Below are 20341 nucleotides of genomic sequence, written 5' to 3'. Positions count from 1 at the left end.
CATCGCGAGGATGCCGGCCCCTAGCCAATCATCGCTTGAACTCCGGCGCTCGCCACCTTCGTTACCTCCTTGAGCTCTTCGCGCGTGTTGCCGTCCCGGGCCTGTACCGACAAGCCCTGAAGAACAGCAAGAATGTAGCGGGCAACGGACGAAGCCCGATCTTCAGGCAGCCAACGCTGCAGTGTGCCGGCAATCGCGAGACGCATTTCGTTGCGCCTATCTGCGAGCTCTTTCGCCAGATCGGAATGTTCGGCCGCAGTTTGCAGCATGCCGCTCGAAATCATGCATCCGCGCTCCCCTGCGGGATCAACGACCGCATCGATGGCCCTGGCGAAAAGGGTGTCGACGGTTTCGGCAAGCGTTTCCTTCTCTCCCAGATCCTTCAAGGCACCCGGAAGGCCGAAGTAATGGTCGAGCGCCTCCCGGTAGAGGCCGGCCTTGCTGCCGAAGGCGGAGTAGATGCTTGGGGGAGCGACGCCAATCGCCTCGGTGAGATCGTTTAGAGAAACGCCCTCGTATCCATGCCGCCAGAAGAGGTGCATTGCGGTGTCAACCGCCTCTGCTCTGTCAAAGGTACGCGGGCCTCCGCGGCGCCGCTTGATTGTCTTATCCATAGCGATCACTAAAAACAAGTTGACACCAAAAATCAAGCCTGTAGTTTTTAGCGGTCACTAAAGACAAGTGATTGCGGTTCCGGAAGCCATTCTGGCGCGGTGGAGCCGCAGGCCAGATCACGAGCCGATCAAATCGATCCAACCAACGCGGAAGCCTCGCCTTCCGCGAACGAAGAAGTGCGTCATGAAAAGAGAGAAAATTGTAAAAGCCGTCCGCGGGATGCTGACATCGGTCATCCTGCTCGGTCTGTCATCCGTCGCGATGGCCGCGGAGAAGGATTACACAGTCAAGGCACCCGACGGTGTCGACATTGCCGTGCAGGAAACTGGCAATCCAGCAGGGAGGCCGATCGTCTTCATCCACGGCTTGCTTGGCAGCCATCTCAACTGGGACAAGCAGACTGGCAGCGCCGATCTGCAGCAATTCCGCCTGATCAGTTACGACATGCGCGGGCATGGTCAGTCCGGAAAGCCTGACGGGGTCGAATTCTATCACGATGGCCGCCGCTGGGCCGACGATCTTTCGGTGGTACTCAAGGCAAGCGGCGCGAAAAACCCCGTTCTCGTCGGATGGTCGCTGGGCGGTGTCGTCCTTTCCAACTACCTCGCTGCTTACGGGGACGGTGGCATAGGCGGCATCGTCTATGTGGACGGCGTCATCGATCTCAATGCCGAGCTCATCACATCGCATCCGCAGGTCTATGCCGGGATGGCATCTGACGACCTCAGAACACATCTCGATGCGGTACGCACATTCCTCAGCCTTTGCTTCGAAACGCAGCCCGACAGGGCGACATTCGAGCGCCTGCTGTCAAATGCCGCCATGGCCTCTTGGGTCATGACGAAGGCGACACCCTCGATGACGGTCTCCGTCGCGCAAGGCCTTCCCAAGGCGCAGGTTCCGGTTTTGCTGCTCTATGGGGGCAAGGACAATCTCGTGAAGGTCCAGCCCAGCATCGATCGGGCCCGCGAACTCAATCCGAAAATCCGGACAAAGATCTACGCCAACTCGGGTCACGCACCGTTCCTCGAAGAAGCCGCCCGCTTCAACCGCGACCTGTCCGCCTTCGCCGGTTCTGTTTCCACGGCGAACTGATTTCGACTTCGGGGCGGGCGAGGCGTCCGCCCCGAGCGACCAGCATCTTCGGGCTGTCCGGCATTGTCTGAGCGTAATGACGATAATATAGGGCTTTTCCGACGTGGAACCTTGGCGAAGTGCGCAAGCCGCGAAGACGGCGGCGCACCGATGCATGCATATTGAAGGCCTGGAGAATATGGACGATCAGAAGCACGGTGTAGCAATGCAGGCGCGTCACGTGCCGTTTCCCACCTCGATCAGCAAGGAGGCTCTGGCTGTGCTTGAGCGGATGGTACGGGAGGATGGCGTGCCGCTCAACGCCATGCACAGCATGCCGGGCCCGGATGACCGGGATGGATGGATGAAGATCAAAGCCGCCGTCGACATGCAATATTCGGCGGCGGTGGCAAGGCTCGCCGGAAGCCTGCATTCCAGTGCGGATACCATCAAAGTGAGCGAGGCAACGATCCATGTCGCGACCCCGCATAAAACGTTCGATCCCGCTCGCGCCTATCTCGATCTCCATGGCGGTGCGCTTGTGTTCGGCGGTGGAGAGGCCTGCCTGGCCGGCGCCCGGATGCAGGCAGACCAGCATGGAGTGCTCTGCTATGGCGTCGACTACCGGATGCCGCCCGAGCATCCCTATCCAGCGGCACTCGACGACTGCGTCGCGGCCTATCGCTACATTCTTGAGCGGCATGCGCCTGGAGACATCGTTGTTGGCGGCCGGTCGGCCGGAGGAAATCTCGCGGCCGCGTTGATGCTGCGAGCGCGCGATGAAGGGCTTCCGATGCCGTCCGGCCTGGTATTGCTATCCCCCCAGGCCGACCTGACGGAATCCGGCGACAGCTTTGAAACCAACGGGATGATCGACGTGGTGCTGCCCAGCTCGCTGATGTCCAGCAATCTACTCTACGCCAATGGTGCAGACCTGAAGCACCCCTACGTCTCGCCCCTGTTCGGCGATCTCAAGGGGCTGCCGGCGACCTTTCTCCAGACTGGTACGCGCGATCTCTTTCTGTCCAACACGGTTCGCATGCATCGTGCCTTGATAGCAGCTGGCGTCAAGGCGGAGTTGCATGTCTTCGAAGCCATGCCGCATGGCGGTTTCATGGGCGGGACGCCGGAGGATCGCGAGTTGCAGAAGGCGGTTTCGCGTTTCGTGCAGGACCGTTGGGCATGCACCATCGTTCACGCAGGCGAATGAGGAGCTATGTGCAGAAGGCCGGCGATGGCCGATCAAGCCGCGAGCGCCGCGACTGTCCGATGCTTTTCCGCGCCGGAGATCAGCAGTAGCTTACTCACCGTCGTGGCGGTGGGGGAAAGAAAATCGCCTGCTTGCGGTTTCAATTCCAGGCGCGATACGCGCGGACACCCTGTCGCCTTGCTTGTCGATTGCTTTGGAAAACGGCCGATTCGCGGCGAAAGTGGCGCATTTCTCAGGGTGACAGCCTCACGTCTTTCCAGCCACTGGCCGTCAGCTCGTTCGCCCAACGCAGGTGATTTTCGCCGCTGACGTCCAGCCATTCAAGTCGAGAGAGACGAACGACGATAACCGCCAGTCTCGCGAATGCCACGTCCGGATTGTCGAGGGCGGCGCGATGCAATGCATCGCCGTCATCGCCAATGGCAGTTCCGGGAGCCAGAGGCATTTTGAAAAGTGCGGCGGTTCGCTCCGGCAGTGCTGCCCAGATCTCGTGCCGCTCTTGCTCGTCGGTGATGAGTTGAGCGTCGCCGGAGAGGCGTAGCTGGATCATTCGGGCGGGATCGAAGCCGAGGAGCGAAACGCGCGGGTCGCGGCCGATCTCGATTGCTTTTGGCGATCTGGTGTCGGTGATGAACGTAATCGTTCCCTCCTTCGGATCACAGCGCCGGAGCACGACGGTGCGCAGCTGCGGTGAGCCGTCGAGCCCGGATGTCGCGAGCTGAAGGAAGTTGAACGGCGATCTGCTGCGCGCGGCGTTTGCAAGCTCGTCCCAGGTTCTCTCGGCTATTGATGTCATCGCAAAATGGACAGGTCTCCTATCGTCGTTCGACGTAAAGCTATTCACTCAGCGCATGCAAGGCTTTCCGGATTGGCTATTTATGTGATCGGCCTAAAACACTATTTTCCGCGACTTCGATCCACCGGACCAAGCCCTTGCAACCCCATTTCGAATGCACGCGCGCCAACAAATCCCTGCGCAATCTCTCGAACAAGATCTTCTATCTGATCGCTGCAGTGATCATGCTCGCCCTGTGGGCAGGCGGTGGCGACAGGCAAACCGGGCATCAGGCTTCCGTCGCACAGGCAAGCGCGAGATCCTAACGCTTCTTACGCGCAGGCGCGGCTAGGCCCTGGGAATATAGTCGAGCCCGATGTCTATTGCCTGCGGCCGCCCGTCGATCGATATGGTCGTGATCCGAGGCGCGGTGCGCGCGATCACCCTTCCGCCCTTGATAACGGCTAGGCGAACCGGCTTGAGGCGAAGCGCTTCCAGCGGATCGGCCGCCTGAAGGATGACGAGGTCGGCATTGCAGCCCTTGTCCAGCCCATAGCCTTCGAGCCCGAGGGTTTTCGCCGAGTTGACGGTCAGGGCCTCGAAAATCTTCTTCTTGTCCTCCACGCCCGCCATCTGCGCCACATGGATCGCCATATGGCCGACCTCCAGCATGTCGCCGGAACCCATCGAATACCAGGGGTCCATGACGCAGTCGTGCCCGAAGGACACGTTGAGGCCGGCATCCATCAGCTCGCGTACGCGCGTCATACCGCGGCGCTTGGGATAGGTGTCATGCCGGCCCTGCAGCATGATGTTGATCAGCGGGTTCGGGATGACGTTGATCCGCGCCTCGGCCATCAGCGGAATGAGCTTCGAGACATAGTAGTTGTCCATCGAATGCATCGAGGTCAGGTGCGAGCCGGCCACCCGGCCCTGCAAGCCGAAACGGACTGTTTCGGCGGCAAGCGTTTCGATATGGCGCGAGTGAGGATCGTCGGTTTCGTCGCAATGCATGTCGACCGGCAGGCCGCGGTCGGCGGCGATGCGGCAGAGCGCCTCCACCGAAAGGCGCCCCTCATCCATCGTGCGCTCGAAATGCGGAATGCCGCCGACGATATCGACACCCATGTCGAGGGCGCGATTGAGCGAAGCGACCCCGTCCGCGGCGCGGTAGTACCCATCCTGCGGGAAGGCGACGAGCTGCAGGTCGATATAGGGCTTCACCCGCTCCTTGACCTCGAGCAGGGCCTCCGCCGTCACCAGTTTCGGATCAGAGGTGTCGACGTGGCTGCGGATGAAGAGCAGGCCCTGGCTGACGGCGAGGTCGCAATATCTGAGTGCGCGCTCGACCAGTTCCTCCTTCGTCACGATCGGCCGCAATTCACCCCAGAGCGCAATGCCTTCGAGCAATGTGCCCGAGACATTCATGCGCGGCAGGCCGAGCGACAATGTCGCATCCATGTGAAAATGCGGATCGATGAAGGGTGGCGAGACCAGGCGATTGGTCGCCATGATCTCCTCGCCGGCCGTTGCTTCGATATTTTTCTCGACGGCCGCGATCAGGCCGCCGGAAACGGCGATGTCCATTCCCTTGCGTCCATCAGGCAGGTTGGCATCGCGGATGATCAGATCGAACATGGCTGGCTCCTTTTCGGAAAATTATCGTTCGCCGCGGCGGTAGGGTTGCATCAGCGCCTGCGGCACGCGGGCGCGCCGCGCCATGACGGCGAGCGCGACGATGGACAAGATATACGGCGTCATCAGGAAGATCTGGTAGGGCACGCCGCTGACGGCAGTCTGCAGCCTGAGCTGAAAGGCATCGAAAAAGGCGAAGAGCAGGGCGCCGAACAGCGCGCGGCCCGGCCGCCACGATGCAAAGACAACGAGCGCGATGCAGATCCAGCCGCGGCCCTGCACCATCGTCGGAAAGAAGCTGTTGAACGCCGACAGGGTCAGGAAGGCACCGCCGACGGCCATCAGCGCGCTGCCGGCGACGATCGCGCCATAGCGGATCCGCACCGGATTTAGTCCCTGCGCTTCTGCCGCATGCGGATTTTCACCGGTCATGCGAATGGCCAGCCCGAAAGGCGTGCGAAAGATCACGTATCCCATCAGAAGCGCGACGGCGATCGCCAGATAGGTCGGCGCCGTCTGCGTGAAGAGCGCCGGGCCGATGAAGGGCAGGGATGAGAGGCCGGGAATGTCGATCGGCTGGAACGGCACGATCGTCGGCGGGGTGCCGGCGACGGGAACGATCAGCCGGAACACGTAGTAGCTGAAGCTGGAGGCAAAGAGCGTCACGCCGAGGCCCGTGACATGCTGCGAAAGACCGAGCGTCACCGTCAGCAGCGAATGCAGCAATCCGAACAGGCCGCCGGCGAGTGCCGCCACCAGCAATCCCGTCCAGAGATCGGCACCGTGATAGACGGCAAGCCAGCCGATCATGGCGCCGAAGGTCATGATCCCCTCGATGCCGAGATTGAGCACGCCTGCGCGCTCGCAGAGCAGGGCGCCGAGAGTGCCGAAGATCAGCGGCGTCGCGATGCGCAGGATCGCCGCCCAGAGGCCGGCCGATGCAAGGATGTCGATCAGCGTGCTCATCGGCGGATCCTATACTGCGTGAAGAACAGTGCCACGACCATCGTCAGAAGCGAAAGCGCGACCGTGACGTCGGCAATATAGGTCGGGATGCCCAGGCTGCGGCTCATGCCGTCGGCGCCGACAAACATCACGGCCGTAAACAGCGCCGCGAAGATGACGCCAATCGGATTGAGGTTCGCCAGCATGGCAACCACGATGCCGGAATAGCCGAAGCCCGGCGAGAGGTCGGTGGTCACATAGCCCCTGACGCCCATCACCTCGATGGCACCGGCAAGGCCCGCCAGCCCGCCGGAGATGCAGGCGACCTTGACCAGCGTGCGGGCGAGCGGAACGCCGGCGAAGACGGCCCCCTGCGGATTGAGCCCGGCAGCCCGCGACTGCATGCCGAAGACGGTGCGCGACTGGATGAAATGGATGGCGATCGCCAGGCCGATGGCAATCGCCAGGCCGATATGGAGGCGAGAGCGGGCAAGCAGCTTCGGCAACATGGCGTGATCTGCGACCGACTGCGATTGCGGCCAGCCGAAGGCGAGGGGATCTTTGAGCACGCCATCGATCAGCATCGAAACGAAGAGAATGGCGATGAAGTTCATGAGCAGGCTGGTGACGACCTCATCGACCGAAAAGCGCAGGCGCAGCCAGAGCGGCACGAGGATCAACACCATGCCGGCGGCGGCGCCAATGACGAGGAGGAGAGGAATGAGCGCGACGGAGGGCAGGCCGGCAAGCAGTTTCGAGCCGAAGGCGGCGACCGCGATGGCGCCGAAATAGAACTGCCCCTCGGCCCCGATGTTCCAGAGGCGGGCGCGAAAGGCGACTGCGGCGGCAAGCCCGGTCAGGATCAGTGGTGTGGCCCGGGTCAGCGTTTCCGTTGCCGAAAGCCGTGAACCGAAGGCGCCGATGAGAATGCGCCTGTAGGCTTCCAGCACCGGCGCACCGGCAATGGCGATCAGAATGCCTGACAGCGCCAGGGCAATGATGATTGCGGCGACCGGCGCCCCGGCCATCAGATAGAGCGGCCGATGCTCGCGGCGTTCAAGGCGCATGACGGGTCTCCGCAGTATGGCTCCAATCGCCCGCCATCATCAATCCGAGACGGCGCGCATTGGCTTCCACCGCATCGACAGAAGGCGACAGACGCCCGCCGACAATCGCCTGAATGCGGTCGGCCAGCGATATCACCTCGTCCAGATCTTCGGAGATCAGCAGCACGGCGGTGCCGGCGCGGCGCGCTTCGAGGATACGGGCGTGCACGGCGGCGACCGCGCCTTCGTCGAGACCGCGGGCCGGCTGCGCGGCGATTAGGATGCGTGGACGGCGCTGAAGATTGCGCCCGAGGATCAGCTTTTGCATGTTGCCCCCGGAAAGAAGCCGGGTGCGGCTTGCCGCTGTTCCACCGCGCACGTCGAATTCCTGAATGATTTCGGCGGCGAAGGCCATGCCGGCCTTTCGGTCGACCAGGCCATTGCGGGAATATTCCGGCAGCCGTTCTAGTACGGCGTTCTCCCAGATGGCCATGCCGCCGATCGCACCTTCCCGGTTGCGATCCTCCGGAATGCGGCCGATGCCGGCGGCAATCACATCATTGACGCCGAGATTGCCGACGGGCTCGCCATAAAGCAGGAGATCGCCTCCTGTGCGGGCCAGCGTGCCGGAGAGGAGCTGAGCGAGAGGCGCCTGGCCGTTTCCGGAGACCCCGATGATACCGAGAACCTCGCCCTCGCAAAGCGTGAAGCCGATCTCTTTCAGCCGGTCCACGCCGCCGATGCGGACCGTCAGGCCGCGCGCTTCAAGCGCAACGGCGCCAGGCGTCGAGGGTTCGCGCACCGGCCGCTCGACGCGCCGCCCGACCATCAGCTCGGCAAGCTCCGCCTTGCTGGTCTCCGCGGCCCGGCGCTCGGCGACCATCCTGCCGCCTCTCAAGACGACGATACGATCGGCCGCGGCCATGACCTCGTCGAGCTTGTGCGAAATAAAGATCAGGGAAAGGCCCTGACGCGCCATTTCCTTCAATGTCGAAAACAGCCGCTCGGCCTCGATATTGGTCAGTACGGCCGTCGGCTCATCGAGGATCAGGATGCGCGCATCGTTATACAGCGCTTTCAGGATCTCGACGCGCTGCCGCTCGCCGACAGAGAGATCGCCTAGACGGGCATCCGGGTCGACCTTGAGGCCGAAGCGGTCGGCTATCCCGGCAAGTTTCCGTCGTGCCGCAGCCGATTGCGAGCGGATATTCCAGAGCGTCTCCGTCCCCGTCATGACGTTTTCGAGCACGGTCAGGTTGGGGGCGAGCGCGAAATGCTGGTGAACCATGCCGACCCCTGCGGCAATCGCGGCACGCGGCCGCCCGGGCGGGATATCCTTTCCGTGAATGCGGATCGATCCGCTGTCCGGCACATAGTGGCCGAAGAGGATGCTCATCAGCGTCGTCTTCCCTGCTCCGTTCTCGCCGAGAAGGGCAACGATCTCGCCCTTGTCGAGAGCGAGCGAGATGCCGTCATTGGCGAGATTGTCGCCGAAGCGCTTGCTGATGCCGAGGAGCTCGAGAACCTTTTCGCTCATGCGTTCAGTCCTGCAACGCTGAAGGGGTGCTGCCAGCGTTCGTCGGCTTCCAGCGTGGCGGCCAGAGAAAGCAGCAGCTTCTCCTGGCTGAACGGAGCGATGATCTGGACCGGCAGCGGCAGGCCGTCGGCATCCTTGCCGAAGGGCAAGGTGATCGCCGGAAAGCCCGATATATTGGCGAGCGCTGCGAGCGGCGCAAAGGCGGTCATGCGGTTGAGATGAAGCTCGGTGTCATCGTGATCCGATGGAAACGAGCCGATCGGCAACGGTGCGCTTGAAAGCATCGGCGTGACAATCGCATCGACGCTGTCGAACTGGGACCAGAGACCATGGCTGACCCGCACACCGGCATCGAGTGATTTCCAGAGTTCCGTTGCCGGCATGGTGCGTCCACGGTTGATGAAGGCCTGCGTCATCTTTTCCGTCTTGCCGGCGTCGAGAGCAAGGCCATCGATCAAGGCGGCAAGATTGGCGGCGATAATGTTGCCGAAGACTTTCGCGCTGGTGTCGGCGAGAGGCGCAAAATCCTGCCAGGCGAGCGCCACGATGGCGTGACCGCGGCTTTCCAGGAACTTCGCGGCGTCTTCCACCGCCTGCGCGCGGTCTGCGGTGGTCGGATGGGCCGCGCCCGTATCGATCAGCACGCCGATCCGCAGCGGCCGCTCCGGTGGCGCCGCAGATGGTGCGTCCGCAAATGGACCGCGGGCAGGGCCTCCGAGCGCTTCGAATATGGCGGCGGCGTCCCGTACGGAGCGCGTGACCGCCATTTCGCTGGCAATCCCGCCGAGATGGTTGCCGAAGAAAGGTCCGGCGGGCATTGCGCCGCGGCCGGGCTTCAGGCCGACGAGGCCGCAGCACGCTGCCGGCACACGGATCGATCCACCGGCGTCGGTCGCATGCGCGATCGCCACGATGCCAGCGGCAACGGCCGCCGCCGCCCCGCCCGACGAGCCTCCGGGTGTCCGGTTCCGGTCGAGCGGATTGCGGCAGAGCGGACCGATCGCCGGCTCGCTGGCGAGCGACAGGCCAAATTCCGGACTGGTGGTCAGGCCGAAGGGAACAAGACCGGCGTCGCGAAAACGGCCGGCGAGGTCGGAATCGAGACCGGATTTCCGGCGCTCGAAGAGCCGAGAACCGGCCGCAACGGGCAGGCCCGCAAACGGCCCGCCGAGATCCTTGGCGAGCGTCGGCACGCCAGCGAAGACGCGGGCGTTGAAACGCTCGGGCTCGCTTTGCCGCTCGGCGTCGAGGCGGCGCGCAGCTTCTACGCCCATCCCGGTATCGAGATAGGCGATCGCGCCAAGCGCCTCCTCACGCGCGGCCGCCTCGATAGCGGCCTGCATGGCCTCGCTTGCCGAGGTGCGGCCGTCCCTGATCGACCCGGCGAGCGCGGTTGCGTCCTGAAACATGGGCGAGAATTACTTCGGCTGGTCCATGTTTCTCGGAACTTCGAAGGTCCCGGCCTTGATCTCGGCCCGCTTGGCTTCCATCGCTGTTTCGGCATCGGCCGGGGCCACACCCTTCACATAGACGATGTCGCTGCCGCCTTCCTTCATCAGGCCGAAGGCCGTGTAGTTCTTGCCAACAGGCTTGCCGGCCTGAACGTCGGCGATCGCCGCATTGAGGATCGGACGGAAGCCCCAGAGCGCGTTGGCGAATACCGTGTCGGGATAGCGCGGCGAGTAATCGATCAGCGATCCGACAGCCTTGATGCCGCGCTCCTTGGCGGCATCCGCCGTGCCGATGCGCTCGCCGAACAGAATGTCCGCGCCTGCATCGATCTGGGCAAGGCCGGCTTCACGCGCCTTCGGCGGGTCGAAGAACGTGCCGATGAAGGCAACGAGGTGCTTGGCGTCGGGGTTCACGGCCTTGACGCCTTCGCCGAAGGCATTGATCAGCATGTTGACTTCGGGGATCGGGATCGCACCGACGGAACCGACGACGTTGGACTTCGTCATCTTGCCGGCGAGCATCCCCGCCAGATAGGCGCCGTCATGGTTCCAGGTGCCGAAGACGCCGAAATTGCCGCCTTCCTCATTGCCGCTGGAGCCGAGAACAAAAGCGGTGTCGGGATATTCGGCGGCCACCTGGCGCGCTTCCTTTTCGACCGCATAGGCCTCGCCGATGATCAGCTTGTTGCCCTGTTCGGCATATTCGCGCATGGCGCGCGGGTAATCGGTGCCCGAGACGCCCTCGGAGAAGACATATTCGATGACGCCTTCCTTCGCCGCGGCTTGAAGGGCCGCATGGAGACAGGAGTTCCAGGCATTTTCGACCGGCGAGGCGTGGATGCCGGCCACCTTGAGCGGTGCGGCGGCGCGTGCGGCGGGAGAAAGCGCGCTGACGCCGAGCGCAATGCCCGAGGCCAGAACGCTACGGCGAGACATGATGATCTGATTTTTCATAGTCGTTCCCCTTTTTTGACTATTTGGTAAAAACCATAGGCAGGGGTTAAAAAAGTGTCAAGCAGAGTTCGTGATCAATGAATGGGCACAGCTAAAAATAGTATATTCGATTTCAAATGGTTATGGAATCAGCCGGCATTTTCAGCGGCGCCGGATACCGTTCGCGGCCCGATTGCAATCATGCCCGATGGATAGCCGGCATATAGAGGCAAATGACCTGCCAGCCCGCCGGTCGTCTCTGACGGGAAAGGCGGCAGCAGGCGCAATTTTTCAAGAGTGGCGGTTGCTGGCGTCTTAGAATTTTCTCAGTTTCGGATTCAAATAGAATACTAATTCTATATACAATAGTCATAAGGCGTTAGCGTCAGCTCATCACTTTCGAGGGAAAATCGATGAGCTTAATGGCGACTGCTAAAACCCTGCTTCTTGCGAGCGCAATTTCAGTTTCGTTCTCGGCCTTTGCATCCGCTGCAGATGCGAGCGCAAAGCCCGTTCAGGGCGGAACTCTGATCTATCTCGAGCAGCAACCGCACACGAACCTCTATCCGCCGGCCGGCGGCTTCTATCCGAACGGCGGCGTGCTCAACCAGATCACCGACAAGCTGACCTACCAGAACCCTAAGACGCTCGAGATCGAGCCGTGGGTCGCCGAGTCCTGGACGGTCAATGACAACGCGACGGAATATACGTTCAAGCTGCGCAAGGGCGTGACCTTCTCCGACGGTACGCCGCTCGATGCTGCCGCTGTCGCCAAGAATTACGACACGTTCGGTCTCGGCAAAAAGGAGCTGAAGCAGCCGGTATCGGAAGTGATCAACAACTATGATCGTTCCGAAGTCATCGATCCGCTGACATTGAAGTTCTATTTCAAGAAGCCGTCTCCGGGCTTCCTGCAGGGTACATCGGTCATCGGCTCCGGTCTTGTGTCGCTGAAGACGCTGGCGCTGCCCTTCGACCAGCTCGGCGACGCGACGAAGATCATCGGTTCCGGCCCGTTTGTGGTGGATAGCGAGACGCTCGGCAAGGAGCTGACGCTGAAGGTGCGCGAGGACTATGCGTGGGGTCCGGCGAAGCTGGAGCATCAGGGGCGCGCCTATCTCGACGGCATCAAATACGTCATCACCGGCGAAGACAGCGTGCGCATCGGCGCTCTTCTTTCCGGCCAGGCCGATTTCATCCGCCAGGTTCAGGCCTATGACGAGGAACAGGTCGAAAGCCAAGGTTACAAGATCTACGCGGCACCGACCCGCGGTGTGAACAACAGCGTCGTCTTCCGCCCGGACAATCCGCTGGTCTCGGACGTGCGCGTCCGCCAGGCGCTGCTGCATGGCACCAACAGCGCCGAGATCATTTCCACGCTGTTCTCGGCAAACTATCCGCAGGCAAAGTCGATCATTGCATCGACTGCCCAGGGGTATCTTGATCTGTCGCCGAAGCTTACCTATGACGCCGACAAGGCTGCCAAGCTTCTCGATGAAGCAGGCTGGAAGCCGGGCGCAAACGGCATTCGCGAGAAGGATGGCAACCAGCTTGTGCTGACGGCCTACGAATCTCCGCCACAGCCGCAGAACAAGGCGACGCTGCAACTCGTCGCCCAGCAATGGGCCAAGCTTGGCGTGACGCTGAACGTGCTTGCCGGCGATTCCGGCAGCAAGACGGTCGACGATCTCGATCCGGCCAAGACACCGGTTTCGCCCGCCATGGTCGGCCGCGCCGATCCCGATGTGATCAAGAGCCAGTATTACCCGAAGAACCGTGACGTGCTTCGCCAGAAGGGCGGGCCGAGCGACAAGGTGAAGTCCTTCGTCGACGACAAGCTGAACGGCCTGCTCGAACAGCTGTCCTCCGAACCGGACCGCGCAAAGCGTCTCCAGTTAGCCGGCGACGTCCAGAACTACGTGATCGACCAGGCCTATGCCATCCCGATCTTCGAGGAGCCGCAGGTCTTTGCCGGCGCGCCCTACGTCCAGGGCGTCGGTTTCGAGGCCGTCGGCCGCCCGAGCTTCTACAGCACCTGGCTTGTCGAACATTGATCGAGCCGGAGTCGGCCGCAAAGCCGGCTCCGCTACCCCGAAAGGAACGGCATGACCCGCTATTTCATCTCCCGCATCGGCCAGGCACTGATCGTCCTGTGGGCGGCGTTCACGATCTCTTTCATCCTGCTGCAGGCAATGCCGGGTGATGCCGTCCTCATCAAATTCCGGAACCCGGAATATGGCCTGAGCCCAGAGCAGCTTGCCGATATTCGCGCCGCCTATGCTGCCGACGGATCGCTGATCAGCCAATATCTGCATACGGCGGGGCGGTTCCTGACCGGGGATTTCGGCTATTCGCTGCAGGCAGGCGTTGCCGTCAGCGCGCAGCTTGCCGCCGATATCCCGCCAACCATCCGGCTTGCGGGCTTCGGCTTCCTGGTTGCAGCACTGATAGCCGTGACGCTGGCGGTCCTCGCCAATCTGCAGGGTTTCGGCCGGTTGCGCAGCATCATCATCCAGTCGGTGCCGTCGCTCTTCGTATCGGTGCCGACCTTCTGGCTCGGGATCATGCTGATCCAGATCTTTTCCTTTCGTCTGCGGCTCGTTCCGGTGATCAATCCGGGGCCGTGGGAAGGCCTGATCCTGCCGGTGCTGACCGTTGCCGTCCCGATCTCGGCGCCGCTTGCCCAGATCCTGCTGCGCAATATCGACAAGGTGCTGACGCGCCCCTTCGTCGCCGTCGCCCGCGCCAAGGGCGCTTCGCATGGCTGGGTTCTCTGGCGTCATGTCGCCAAGAACGCCTTCCTGCCGGTGCTGACCGTTGCGGGCGTGCTGTTCGGCGAGCTGCTCGCCGGCGCGGTGATCACCGAGACCGTCTTTGGCCTGAATGGCATCGGCAGCCTGACCGAGCAGGCCGTCAACTTCCAGGACGTTGCGGTGCTTCAGGCGATCGTCGTGCTCTCGGCTGCCGCTTTCGTCACCATCAACCTGTCGATCGATCTTCTCTATCCCATTCTCGATCCGCGGCTGAAAGCCGGACCGGAGACCGCACGATGACCAGCCTCGACATTGCCGAAACATCACAGGGCCTGAAGCCTGCCGAAACGGCGGAACGATCCCGATCGGAAGCCGTGCGGAACTCAAAACGCCGTCGTATCGACATCGGCCTCGTGCTTGCGGGTGCCGTCCTGCTCATCGTTCTGCTCTGGGCCATCGCGCCGGGTCTGTTCACCGGCTATGACCCGATCAAGGGACTGCCAGGCCAGCAACTGAAGGCGCCGAGCGCCGTTCATCTGCTGGGCACGGATGCGCTCGGGCGCGACCTCTATGCGCGTCTCGTGCACGGGGCGGTGCATTCGCTTTCCGGCGCGCTCGCTGCCGTCGCCATCGGCCTTGCGGCAGGAACGGCGCTCGGCGTGCTGGCCGGTTCGCTCGGCGGGCGCACCGACGCGGCGATCATGCGCCTTGTAGACGTGCTGCTGTCCATTCCCGCTCTCCTTCTGTCGCTCAGCATCATCATTCTGCTCGGCTTCGGCACGATCAACGCCGCGATCGCCGTCGGCATCACATCGGTGGCGAGCTTTGCGCGGATCGCCCGGTCCGAAGTCGTGACCGTCCGGCGCAGCGACTATGTCGAGGCCGCCTTCGGCAGCGGTGGCACGTTCTTCAGCGTGCTCTGGCGCCACGTTCTGCCGAACTCGTTGACCTCGGTAATCGCCTTCGCGGCGCTGCAGGTCGGCTGGGCCATCCTGCAGCTTTCGACGCTCGGCTTCCTCGGCTATGGCGCGCCGCCGCCGACGCCCGAATGGGGCCTGCTGATCGCCGAGGGCCGCAACTATATTGCAACCGCCTGGTGGCTGACGGCGGCGCCCGGCATCGTCGTGGTGCTGGTCGTCCTCTCCGTCAACCGCGTCAGCCAGGCCATCGGAAGGATAGAACGATGACGATCCAACCCGTGGACTTGCCTCGCAGCACGCCGACGGCCTCCCCCATCCTCGACGTCTCTGGCTTGACGGTCAGCTACGGCGATCGCAACGGCGTGCGGACCGCCGTGCACGGTATCAATTTCACAGTCGGCGCGGGCGAGGTGGTCGCGCTCGTCGGAGAGTCCGGTTCCGGAAAAAGCTCGACGGCACAGGCGATCATCGGTCTTCTGCCGGAGAATGGAAAGCTTGAAGGCGGCAGTATCCGGCTGAACGGCCAGGAGATTGCAGCCTGGCCGCAGCGCCGGCTGGACGCGATCCGCGGCGCGGTCATCAGCCTCGTGCCGCAGGATCCCGGAAGCTCCCTCAACGCGGTCAAGACGATCGGCAAGCAGGTGGCGGAGATCCTGGCGATCCACGGCGAGGCGTCCGGGCCGGCTGCCTATGCGCAGGCGATCGAACTTCTCGAGCGCGTCGGCCTCAGCGAACCCAAGCTCAGGGCGCAGCAATATCCGCACGAGCTTTCGGGCGGCATGAAGCAACGCGTGCTGATCGCCATCGCCATTGCACTCAAGCCATCGCTGATCATCGCCGACGAGCCGACAAGCGCGCTCGATGTCACCGTGCAAAAGCATATCCTCGACCTGATCGACGAGTTGCGGCGCGAATACGGAACTGCCGTGCTTCTCGTCACCCACGATCTCGGCGTCGCTGCCGACCGTGCCGATCGCCTGATCGTCCTCCGGCACGGCCGCATTCAGGAGCAGGGTCTGACGGCGGATGTGCTCGCCAGACCACAAAGCGCCTATACAAGGCAATTGCTTGCCGACGCCCCATCGCTCAATGCCGCCGCGCGATCGCCAACCGACAGCTGGCATGAGGGCGGCGAGGACATCATCGTCGTCGAAAATCTCGTCAAGGATTTCGGCCTCGGCGGGCCGAACCGCTTCTTTGCCGTCGACGGCGTCTCCTTTCGCGTCAAACGCGGAACGACCCATGCGCTGGTCGGAGAATCCGGGTCTGGCAAGACTACCAGCATCCGCATCATCTCGGCATTCGAGAAGCCGACGGCCGGGCGGGTGGTTATCGATGGCCTCGACCTCTCCACGCTGCGGGGCGAGAACCTGCGGCTCTTCCGCAAGAAGATCCAGCTTGTCTATCAGAACCCGTTCGGCTCGCTCGATCCGCGCCAGACGGTGCGGCGGATCGTCGAGGAGCCGCTGTTGAACTTCGAACCGGTCACACGGCAGGAGCGGGCAGAGCGCGTCGTGTCGATCATCGACAAGGTCGGACTTCCGGCGGATGTCCTCGACAGGCGCCCGCATGCGCTATCGGGCGGGCAGAGGCAGCGCGTGGCGATTGCCCGGGCACTGGTGCTCGGGCCGCAGATCCTGGTGCTCGACGAGGCCGTCTCGGCGCTCGACGTCACGGTGCAAGCGCAAATCCTGGCGCTGCTTCAGAAGCTGCAGCGGGAACTCGGTCTGACCTATCTGTTCGTTTCGCACGATCTCGCCGTCGTCAGGCAGATCGCCGACACGGTCTCGGTTCTCAGCGCTGGAAAGATCGTCGACAGCGGTCCCGTCCAGGAGGTCTTCGGCAACCCTTCGAGCGCCTATACGCGCGAATTGATCGAAGCGATCCCCGGCAAGAAATTTCCGGCCCAGCGGCCATCCCCCTTGATCAGCACAGGAACTCAGCCATGAGTCATTCCCCAACGCCGAAGCGCCTCGGCTTCTTCAGCCGCGTCCTCGACCAGGCCGATCCGGCGACCCGCTACAGGCTGGTTGCCGAGCAGATCCTGCACGCGGAGAAACATGGCTTCGACAGCGCCTGGGTGGCGCAACACCATTTCAACGGCGAAGAAGGCGGCCTTCCGGCGCCGCTCGTCTTTCTCGGCGAGCTCGCAGGCAGGACGTCGCGCATCCGGCTGGGCACGGGCGTCATCACGCTGCCGATGGAGAGTGCTGTGCGCGTCGCAGAAGACACTGCCGTTCTCGACCTTCTCGCTAACGGCCGTCTGGAAGTCGGGTTCGGAACTGGCGGTACGCCGACGTCCTTCCTGCCATTCGGGCTGGAAAGCAGCGATCGCGGCGCCGTCTATGCCAAGAGCCTCGCAACGGTACGGGATGCTTGGGCCGGCCGCGAACTCGCCGGCGGCAACCATCTCTATCCTGCGGCGCCGCATCTGCTCGATCGTGTCTGGCAGGCGACGTTTTCGGTTGGCGGCGGTGAACGGGCGGGGCTGGACGGGGACGGCCTGATGCTGTCGCGGACGCAGCCGCGCCCGGTAGAGAGCCCCGAAGCGCTGCTCTGGGATCTCCAGAACCCGATCATCGATACCTATCTGGCAAACCTGCCCCAGGGACGAGCGCCCCGGATCCTGGGATCGCGCAGTCTCTTTGTCGCCGAGGACCGGAAGACCGCGCTGCATTTTGCCGAGCTCGGGCTGCAGCGCAGTGTCGAACGCTTCATCGCCAGCGGCCATCAGGTCGCAAGCAAGAAGACCGAAGATCTCATCAGGGCCTTCGACGTGCATGTCGGCACGCCTGACGATGTCATCGCATCGCTCAGCGCCGATACCGCGCTGGCGCGGGTCACCGATCTCGTCTTCCAGGTTCATTCCGTCGACCCGCCGCACGAACACATTCTTCGCTCGCTGGAGCTTGTCGCCAGCGAAGTCGCCCCGGCGCTCGGCTGGGTCCGCAATGGACCGGCAATCCACGAGCGCCGCCTCGCAACCGCATGAATTTTCCAGGAAAGGCATCAGACATGAGTTCTTCTCCCACGCCTGACATCATCGATCTCCTCACGGGAGCCCAGGCCGGTTCATTCATCGACCGGCTTCGCCGCGAGCGCCCGGAAACCCGCGCCAACGCCCAGAAGAGCTACCTCGCCCTCTTCGAGCCTGTTTCGGAAGACGCGGTGACGCGCGCCGAGCGGCTTGCGGTCGCGGCCTTCGTTGCCGGCCTCAATCAGGCCGGTGCAGCCGGCGAATTCTACGCCGCCGGTCTCGCCGATCTGAATGGCGGCGCATCGCTGGCTGCCGCAGTGAAGACCGAGATCGCGAGGGGTGCGGCACGCGGGCCGTATGGCCACTATCCCTCGGGACCGCTCTCTGTCGAGGATACTGACGGGCTGGTCTTCGCCGTTTCGGATTTCAGCCGTGCCGTGCTCGGCGCCAAGCTCAGTGCCGGTCTCGAACACGCCCATCTCCTGGTCTACCGGCCAAGAGAAGCCAGCCCGGAGGCCCTGCAAAAGCTTCTCGACGCAGGCTGGTCGACAACCGGCATCGTCACGCTTTCGCAGCTCGTCGCATTCCTGTCCTTCCAGATCCGTGTCGTTGCCGGGCTTTCGGCACTCGGTGCTGCCGGTGAAGGCAGTCTCGCGCGCGCAGCAGCGGAATAAGGAGAAGCATCATGACCGAAACTGTCACCCGCCCTGAGATCGACAACCGCCCGAACGCCTTCACCCAGGCCGAAATCGGCTGGACACCCTGGCTGACACCGCTCACCGAAGACGAGCTGACCGATCGCCATTGGGCTGGGCTTGTCGATGCCTCGCGCTCAAAATCGCCCTATTTCATGCTTCTTGCCAGAGACCCCGAAACGCTTGAGGCGCGCACGAAGACCGACAAGGATATCTTTTATAATACCCGCGCCGGACTGCCTCGCGCGGAACGCGAACTGTCCGCAACAGCCGCGTCGCGCACGAACGGCTGCATCTTCTGCGCGTCGGTCCATTCGCGCTTCGCATCGCATTATTCAAAGCGTACCGAAGACGTCCAGCGGCTGCTAGAAGAGGGGACCGGCGCCGAACTCGGCAGCCGCCGATGGAATGCAGTCGTTGCGGCCTCGGTTTCGCTGACCGGGACACCGTCGAGCTTCGGCGCTGACGACATCGCTCACCTGCGCGAGCAGGGGCTGGACGATCTGGAGATCGCCGATGCCATTCATGGTGCTGCCTTCTTCAACTGGGCCAACCGGCTGATGCTCTCACTCGGCGAGCCCACACCGGCGGCATGAAGCGAGGCGGGGGCGAGAACCCGCTCGCTTGCCCTCACGCTGTCGCCGGCGACAGCAGGTTCATGTCGATTTCGGTGAGTTCGACCCGGCGCTCGAACGCCTTGCCTTCCTCGTCGAAGAGATGGCAGTCGGCGGCGTTGATGCCGACGGTGACAGGCTGGTCGGCGCGGATGCCGACGCTGCCGGGGAGCATGGCGCAGAAGTTTTCCGTTTCGCCGCCGAGTGCTGCATAGGCAACGGTATTGGCGCCGAGCCGCTCGATGACGCTCGGGGTGACGGCGAGCGAGATGTCACCGTTGGTCAGCTGGATATGTTCCGGGCGGATGCCGAGCGTCAGCGTTTTGCCGACCATGCCGTCGCGCGGCGTGACCGGCAGCGTTGCCGTCTGGCCCCGATAATCGACGGTGACGCCGGAGGCGCTGGCCGCCGTGCAGGTGACCGGCAGGAAATTCATTTTCGGATTGCCGATGAAGCCGGCGACGAACTGGTTTGCCGGCTTGTGATAGAGCTCCAGCGGCGCGCCCGTCTGCGAGATGTTGCCGGCGTCGAGCACGACGATGCGGTCGGCCATGGTCATGGCTTCCACCTGGTCGTGGGTGACGTAGATCATCGTCGCCTTCAGCTGCCGGTGCAGCTTGGCAAGCTCGATGCGCATGTCGGCGCGCAGGGCCGCGTCGAGGTTCGAGAGCGGCTCGTCGAACAGGAAGATCTTCGGTTCACGGACGATCGCGCGGCCGATCGCGACACGCTGGCGCTGGCCACCCGAGAGCATGCCAGGCTTCTGCTGCAGCCGCGTTTCGAGATGCAGGATGCGGGCCGCATTCTCCACCTTGGCCTTGAGCTTCTCCTCCTCCATCTTCTCGACGCGCAGCGGGAATGCGATGTTCTCGAAGACGCTCATATGCGGATAGAGCGCGTAGGACTGGAAGACCATGGCGATGCCGCGCTTGACCGGCGGTAGATCGTTGACGCGTACGCCGTCGATGACGATGTCGCCCTTGGTGGTCGCATCGAGGCCGGCGATCATCCGCAGCAGCGTGGACTTGCCGCAGCCCGACGGGCCGACGAAGACAACGAACTCGCCGTTCTTCACGTCGAGCTCGACGCCTTTCAGAACTTCGTAGTCGCCATAGAATTTTTGAACTTTATTGAGCTGAAGCTGTCCCAAAAATCTGTCTC

18 protein-coding genes are annotated in these 20341 nt (G+C 63.0%); 9 read left to right on the top strand and 9 right to left on the bottom strand.

Annotated features, from left to right (window positions below; all coding sequences use genetic code 11):
* Nucleotides 1-20: 20 nt before the first annotated feature.
* Complete coding sequence (locus tag ACEN84_RS24870) at nt 21-614, bottom strand: TetR/AcrR family transcriptional regulator (RefSeq protein ID WP_413712045.1); 594 nt, start codon at nt 612-614, stop codon at nt 21-23.
* A gap of 184 nt (nt 615-798) precedes the next feature.
* Here ACEN84_RS24870 and ACEN84_RS24865 point away from each other — a divergent pair, with 184 nt between their 5' ends.
* Nucleotides 799-1710: an alpha/beta fold hydrolase gene (locus tag ACEN84_RS24865; RefSeq protein ID WP_413712044.1), complete on the top strand. Its 912-nt coding sequence runs from the start codon at nt 799-801 to the stop codon at nt 1708-1710.
* 178 nt (nt 1711-1888) lie between these two features.
* Nucleotides 1889-2899: an alpha/beta hydrolase gene (locus ACEN84_RS24860; RefSeq protein ID WP_413712043.1), complete on the top strand. Its 1011-nt coding sequence runs from the start codon at nt 1889-1891 to the stop codon at nt 2897-2899.
* A gap of 232 nt (nt 2900-3131) precedes the next feature.
* Here ACEN84_RS24860 and ACEN84_RS24855 read toward each other — a convergent pair whose 3' ends face one another.
* From ACEN84_RS24855 to ACEN84_RS24825, 7 genes are all read right to left on the bottom strand, one after another.
* Nucleotides 3132-3743: a pyridoxamine 5'-phosphate oxidase family protein gene (locus ACEN84_RS24855; protein WP_413712042.1), complete on the bottom strand. Its 612-nt coding sequence runs from the start codon at nt 3741-3743 to the stop codon at nt 3132-3134.
* A gap of 279 nt (nt 3744-4022) precedes the next feature.
* On the bottom strand, nt 4023-5312 hold the full coding sequence (locus ACEN84_RS24850; RefSeq protein WP_413712041.1) for an amidohydrolase family protein: 1290 nt from the start codon (nt 5310-5312) through the stop codon (nt 4023-4025).
* A gap of 21 nt (nt 5313-5333) precedes the next feature.
* A complete protein-coding gene (locus tag ACEN84_RS24845) occupies nt 5334-6275 on the bottom strand; it encodes an ABC transporter permease (protein WP_413712040.1) in 942 nt (313 codons plus the stop codon).
* Nucleotides 6272-7321: an ABC transporter permease gene (locus ACEN84_RS24840; RefSeq protein ID WP_413712039.1), complete on the bottom strand. Its 1050-nt coding sequence runs from the start codon at nt 7319-7321 to the stop codon at nt 6272-6274. Before ACEN84_RS24840 ends, ACEN84_RS24845 begins: the two co-directional genes overlap by 4 nt.
* Nucleotides 7311-8837 carry an ABC transporter ATP-binding protein gene (locus ACEN84_RS24835; RefSeq protein WP_413712038.1) on the bottom strand — a complete coding sequence of 509 codons (1527 nt, stop codon included), beginning with the start codon at nt 8835-8837 and terminating at the stop codon, nt 7311-7313. The genes ACEN84_RS24840 and ACEN84_RS24835 overlap by 11 nt, the downstream gene beginning before the upstream one ends.
* Nucleotides 8834-10246 carry an amidase gene (locus ACEN84_RS24830; RefSeq protein ID WP_413712037.1) on the bottom strand — a complete coding sequence of 471 codons (1413 nt, stop codon included), beginning with the start codon at nt 10244-10246 and terminating at the stop codon, nt 8834-8836. Before ACEN84_RS24830 ends, ACEN84_RS24835 begins: the two co-directional genes overlap by 4 nt.
* Before the next feature lie 9 nt (nt 10247-10255).
* Nucleotides 10256-11242 (bottom strand): BMP family protein, encoded by a 987-nt coding sequence (locus tag ACEN84_RS24825; protein ID WP_413712036.1) that lies wholly within the window; start codon nt 11240-11242, stop codon nt 10256-10258.
* A 401-nt stretch (nt 11243-11643) separates the two neighbouring features.
* On the opposite strand from ACEN84_RS24825, the gene ACEN84_RS24820 reads away from it, so the two are divergent.
* Genes ACEN84_RS24820 through ACEN84_RS24790 form a run of 7 tightly spaced genes read left to right on the top strand, consistent with a single transcriptional unit; the run spans nt 11644 to nt 19162 of the window.
* On the top strand, nt 11644-13275 hold the full coding sequence (locus tag ACEN84_RS24820) for a TIGR04028 family ABC transporter substrate-binding protein (RefSeq protein WP_413712035.1): 1632 nt from the start codon (nt 11644-11646) through the stop codon (nt 13273-13275).
* A gap of 51 nt (nt 13276-13326) precedes the next feature.
* Nucleotides 13327-14274: an ABC transporter permease gene (locus ACEN84_RS24815; RefSeq protein ID WP_413712034.1), complete on the top strand. Its 948-nt coding sequence runs from the start codon at nt 13327-13329 to the stop codon at nt 14272-14274.
* The gene (locus ACEN84_RS24810) at nt 14271-15161 is read left to right on the top strand and encodes an ABC transporter permease (protein ID WP_413712033.1); all 891 of its coding nucleotides are present in this window, start codon (nt 14271-14273) and stop codon (nt 15159-15161) included. Before ACEN84_RS24815 ends, ACEN84_RS24810 begins: the two co-directional genes overlap by 4 nt.
* Nucleotides 15158-16843 carry a dipeptide ABC transporter ATP-binding protein gene (locus ACEN84_RS24805; RefSeq protein WP_413712032.1) on the top strand — a complete coding sequence of 562 codons (1686 nt, stop codon included), beginning with the start codon at nt 15158-15160 and terminating at the stop codon, nt 16841-16843. The genes ACEN84_RS24810 and ACEN84_RS24805 overlap by 4 nt, the downstream gene beginning before the upstream one ends.
* The gene (locus ACEN84_RS24800) at nt 16840-17886 is read left to right on the top strand and encodes a putative FMN-dependent luciferase-like monooxygenase (RefSeq protein WP_413712031.1); all 1047 of its coding nucleotides are present in this window, start codon (nt 16840-16842) and stop codon (nt 17884-17886) included. The genes ACEN84_RS24805 and ACEN84_RS24800 overlap by 4 nt, the downstream gene beginning before the upstream one ends.
* A gap of 23 nt (nt 17887-17909) precedes the next feature.
* On the top strand, nt 17910-18545 hold the full coding sequence (locus ACEN84_RS24795; RefSeq protein ID WP_413712030.1) for a CMD domain protein: 636 nt from the start codon (nt 17910-17912) through the stop codon (nt 18543-18545).
* Between the two features lie 11 nt (nt 18546-18556).
* Entirely contained in the window at nt 18557-19162 is a 606-nt protein-coding gene (locus ACEN84_RS24790) for an alkylhydroperoxidase domain protein (RefSeq protein ID WP_413712029.1), read from the top strand.
* A gap of 34 nt (nt 19163-19196) precedes the next feature.
* Here ACEN84_RS24790 and ACEN84_RS24785 read toward each other — a convergent pair whose 3' ends face one another.
* Nucleotides 19197-20330: an ABC transporter ATP-binding protein gene (locus ACEN84_RS24785; RefSeq protein WP_413712028.1), complete on the bottom strand. Its 1134-nt coding sequence runs from the start codon at nt 20328-20330 to the stop codon at nt 19197-19199.
* Nucleotides 20331-20341 lie beyond the last annotated feature (11 nt).

The organism is Rhizobium sp. Rhizsp82, assembly GCF_047325115.1.
In the GTDB taxonomy this organism is placed as follows: Bacteria; Pseudomonadota; Alphaproteobacteria; order Rhizobiales; family Rhizobiaceae; genus Rhizobium.
The sequence above is the reverse complement of the archived record's forward strand: the minus strand, read 5'-3'. Positions and strand labels throughout refer to the sequence as shown.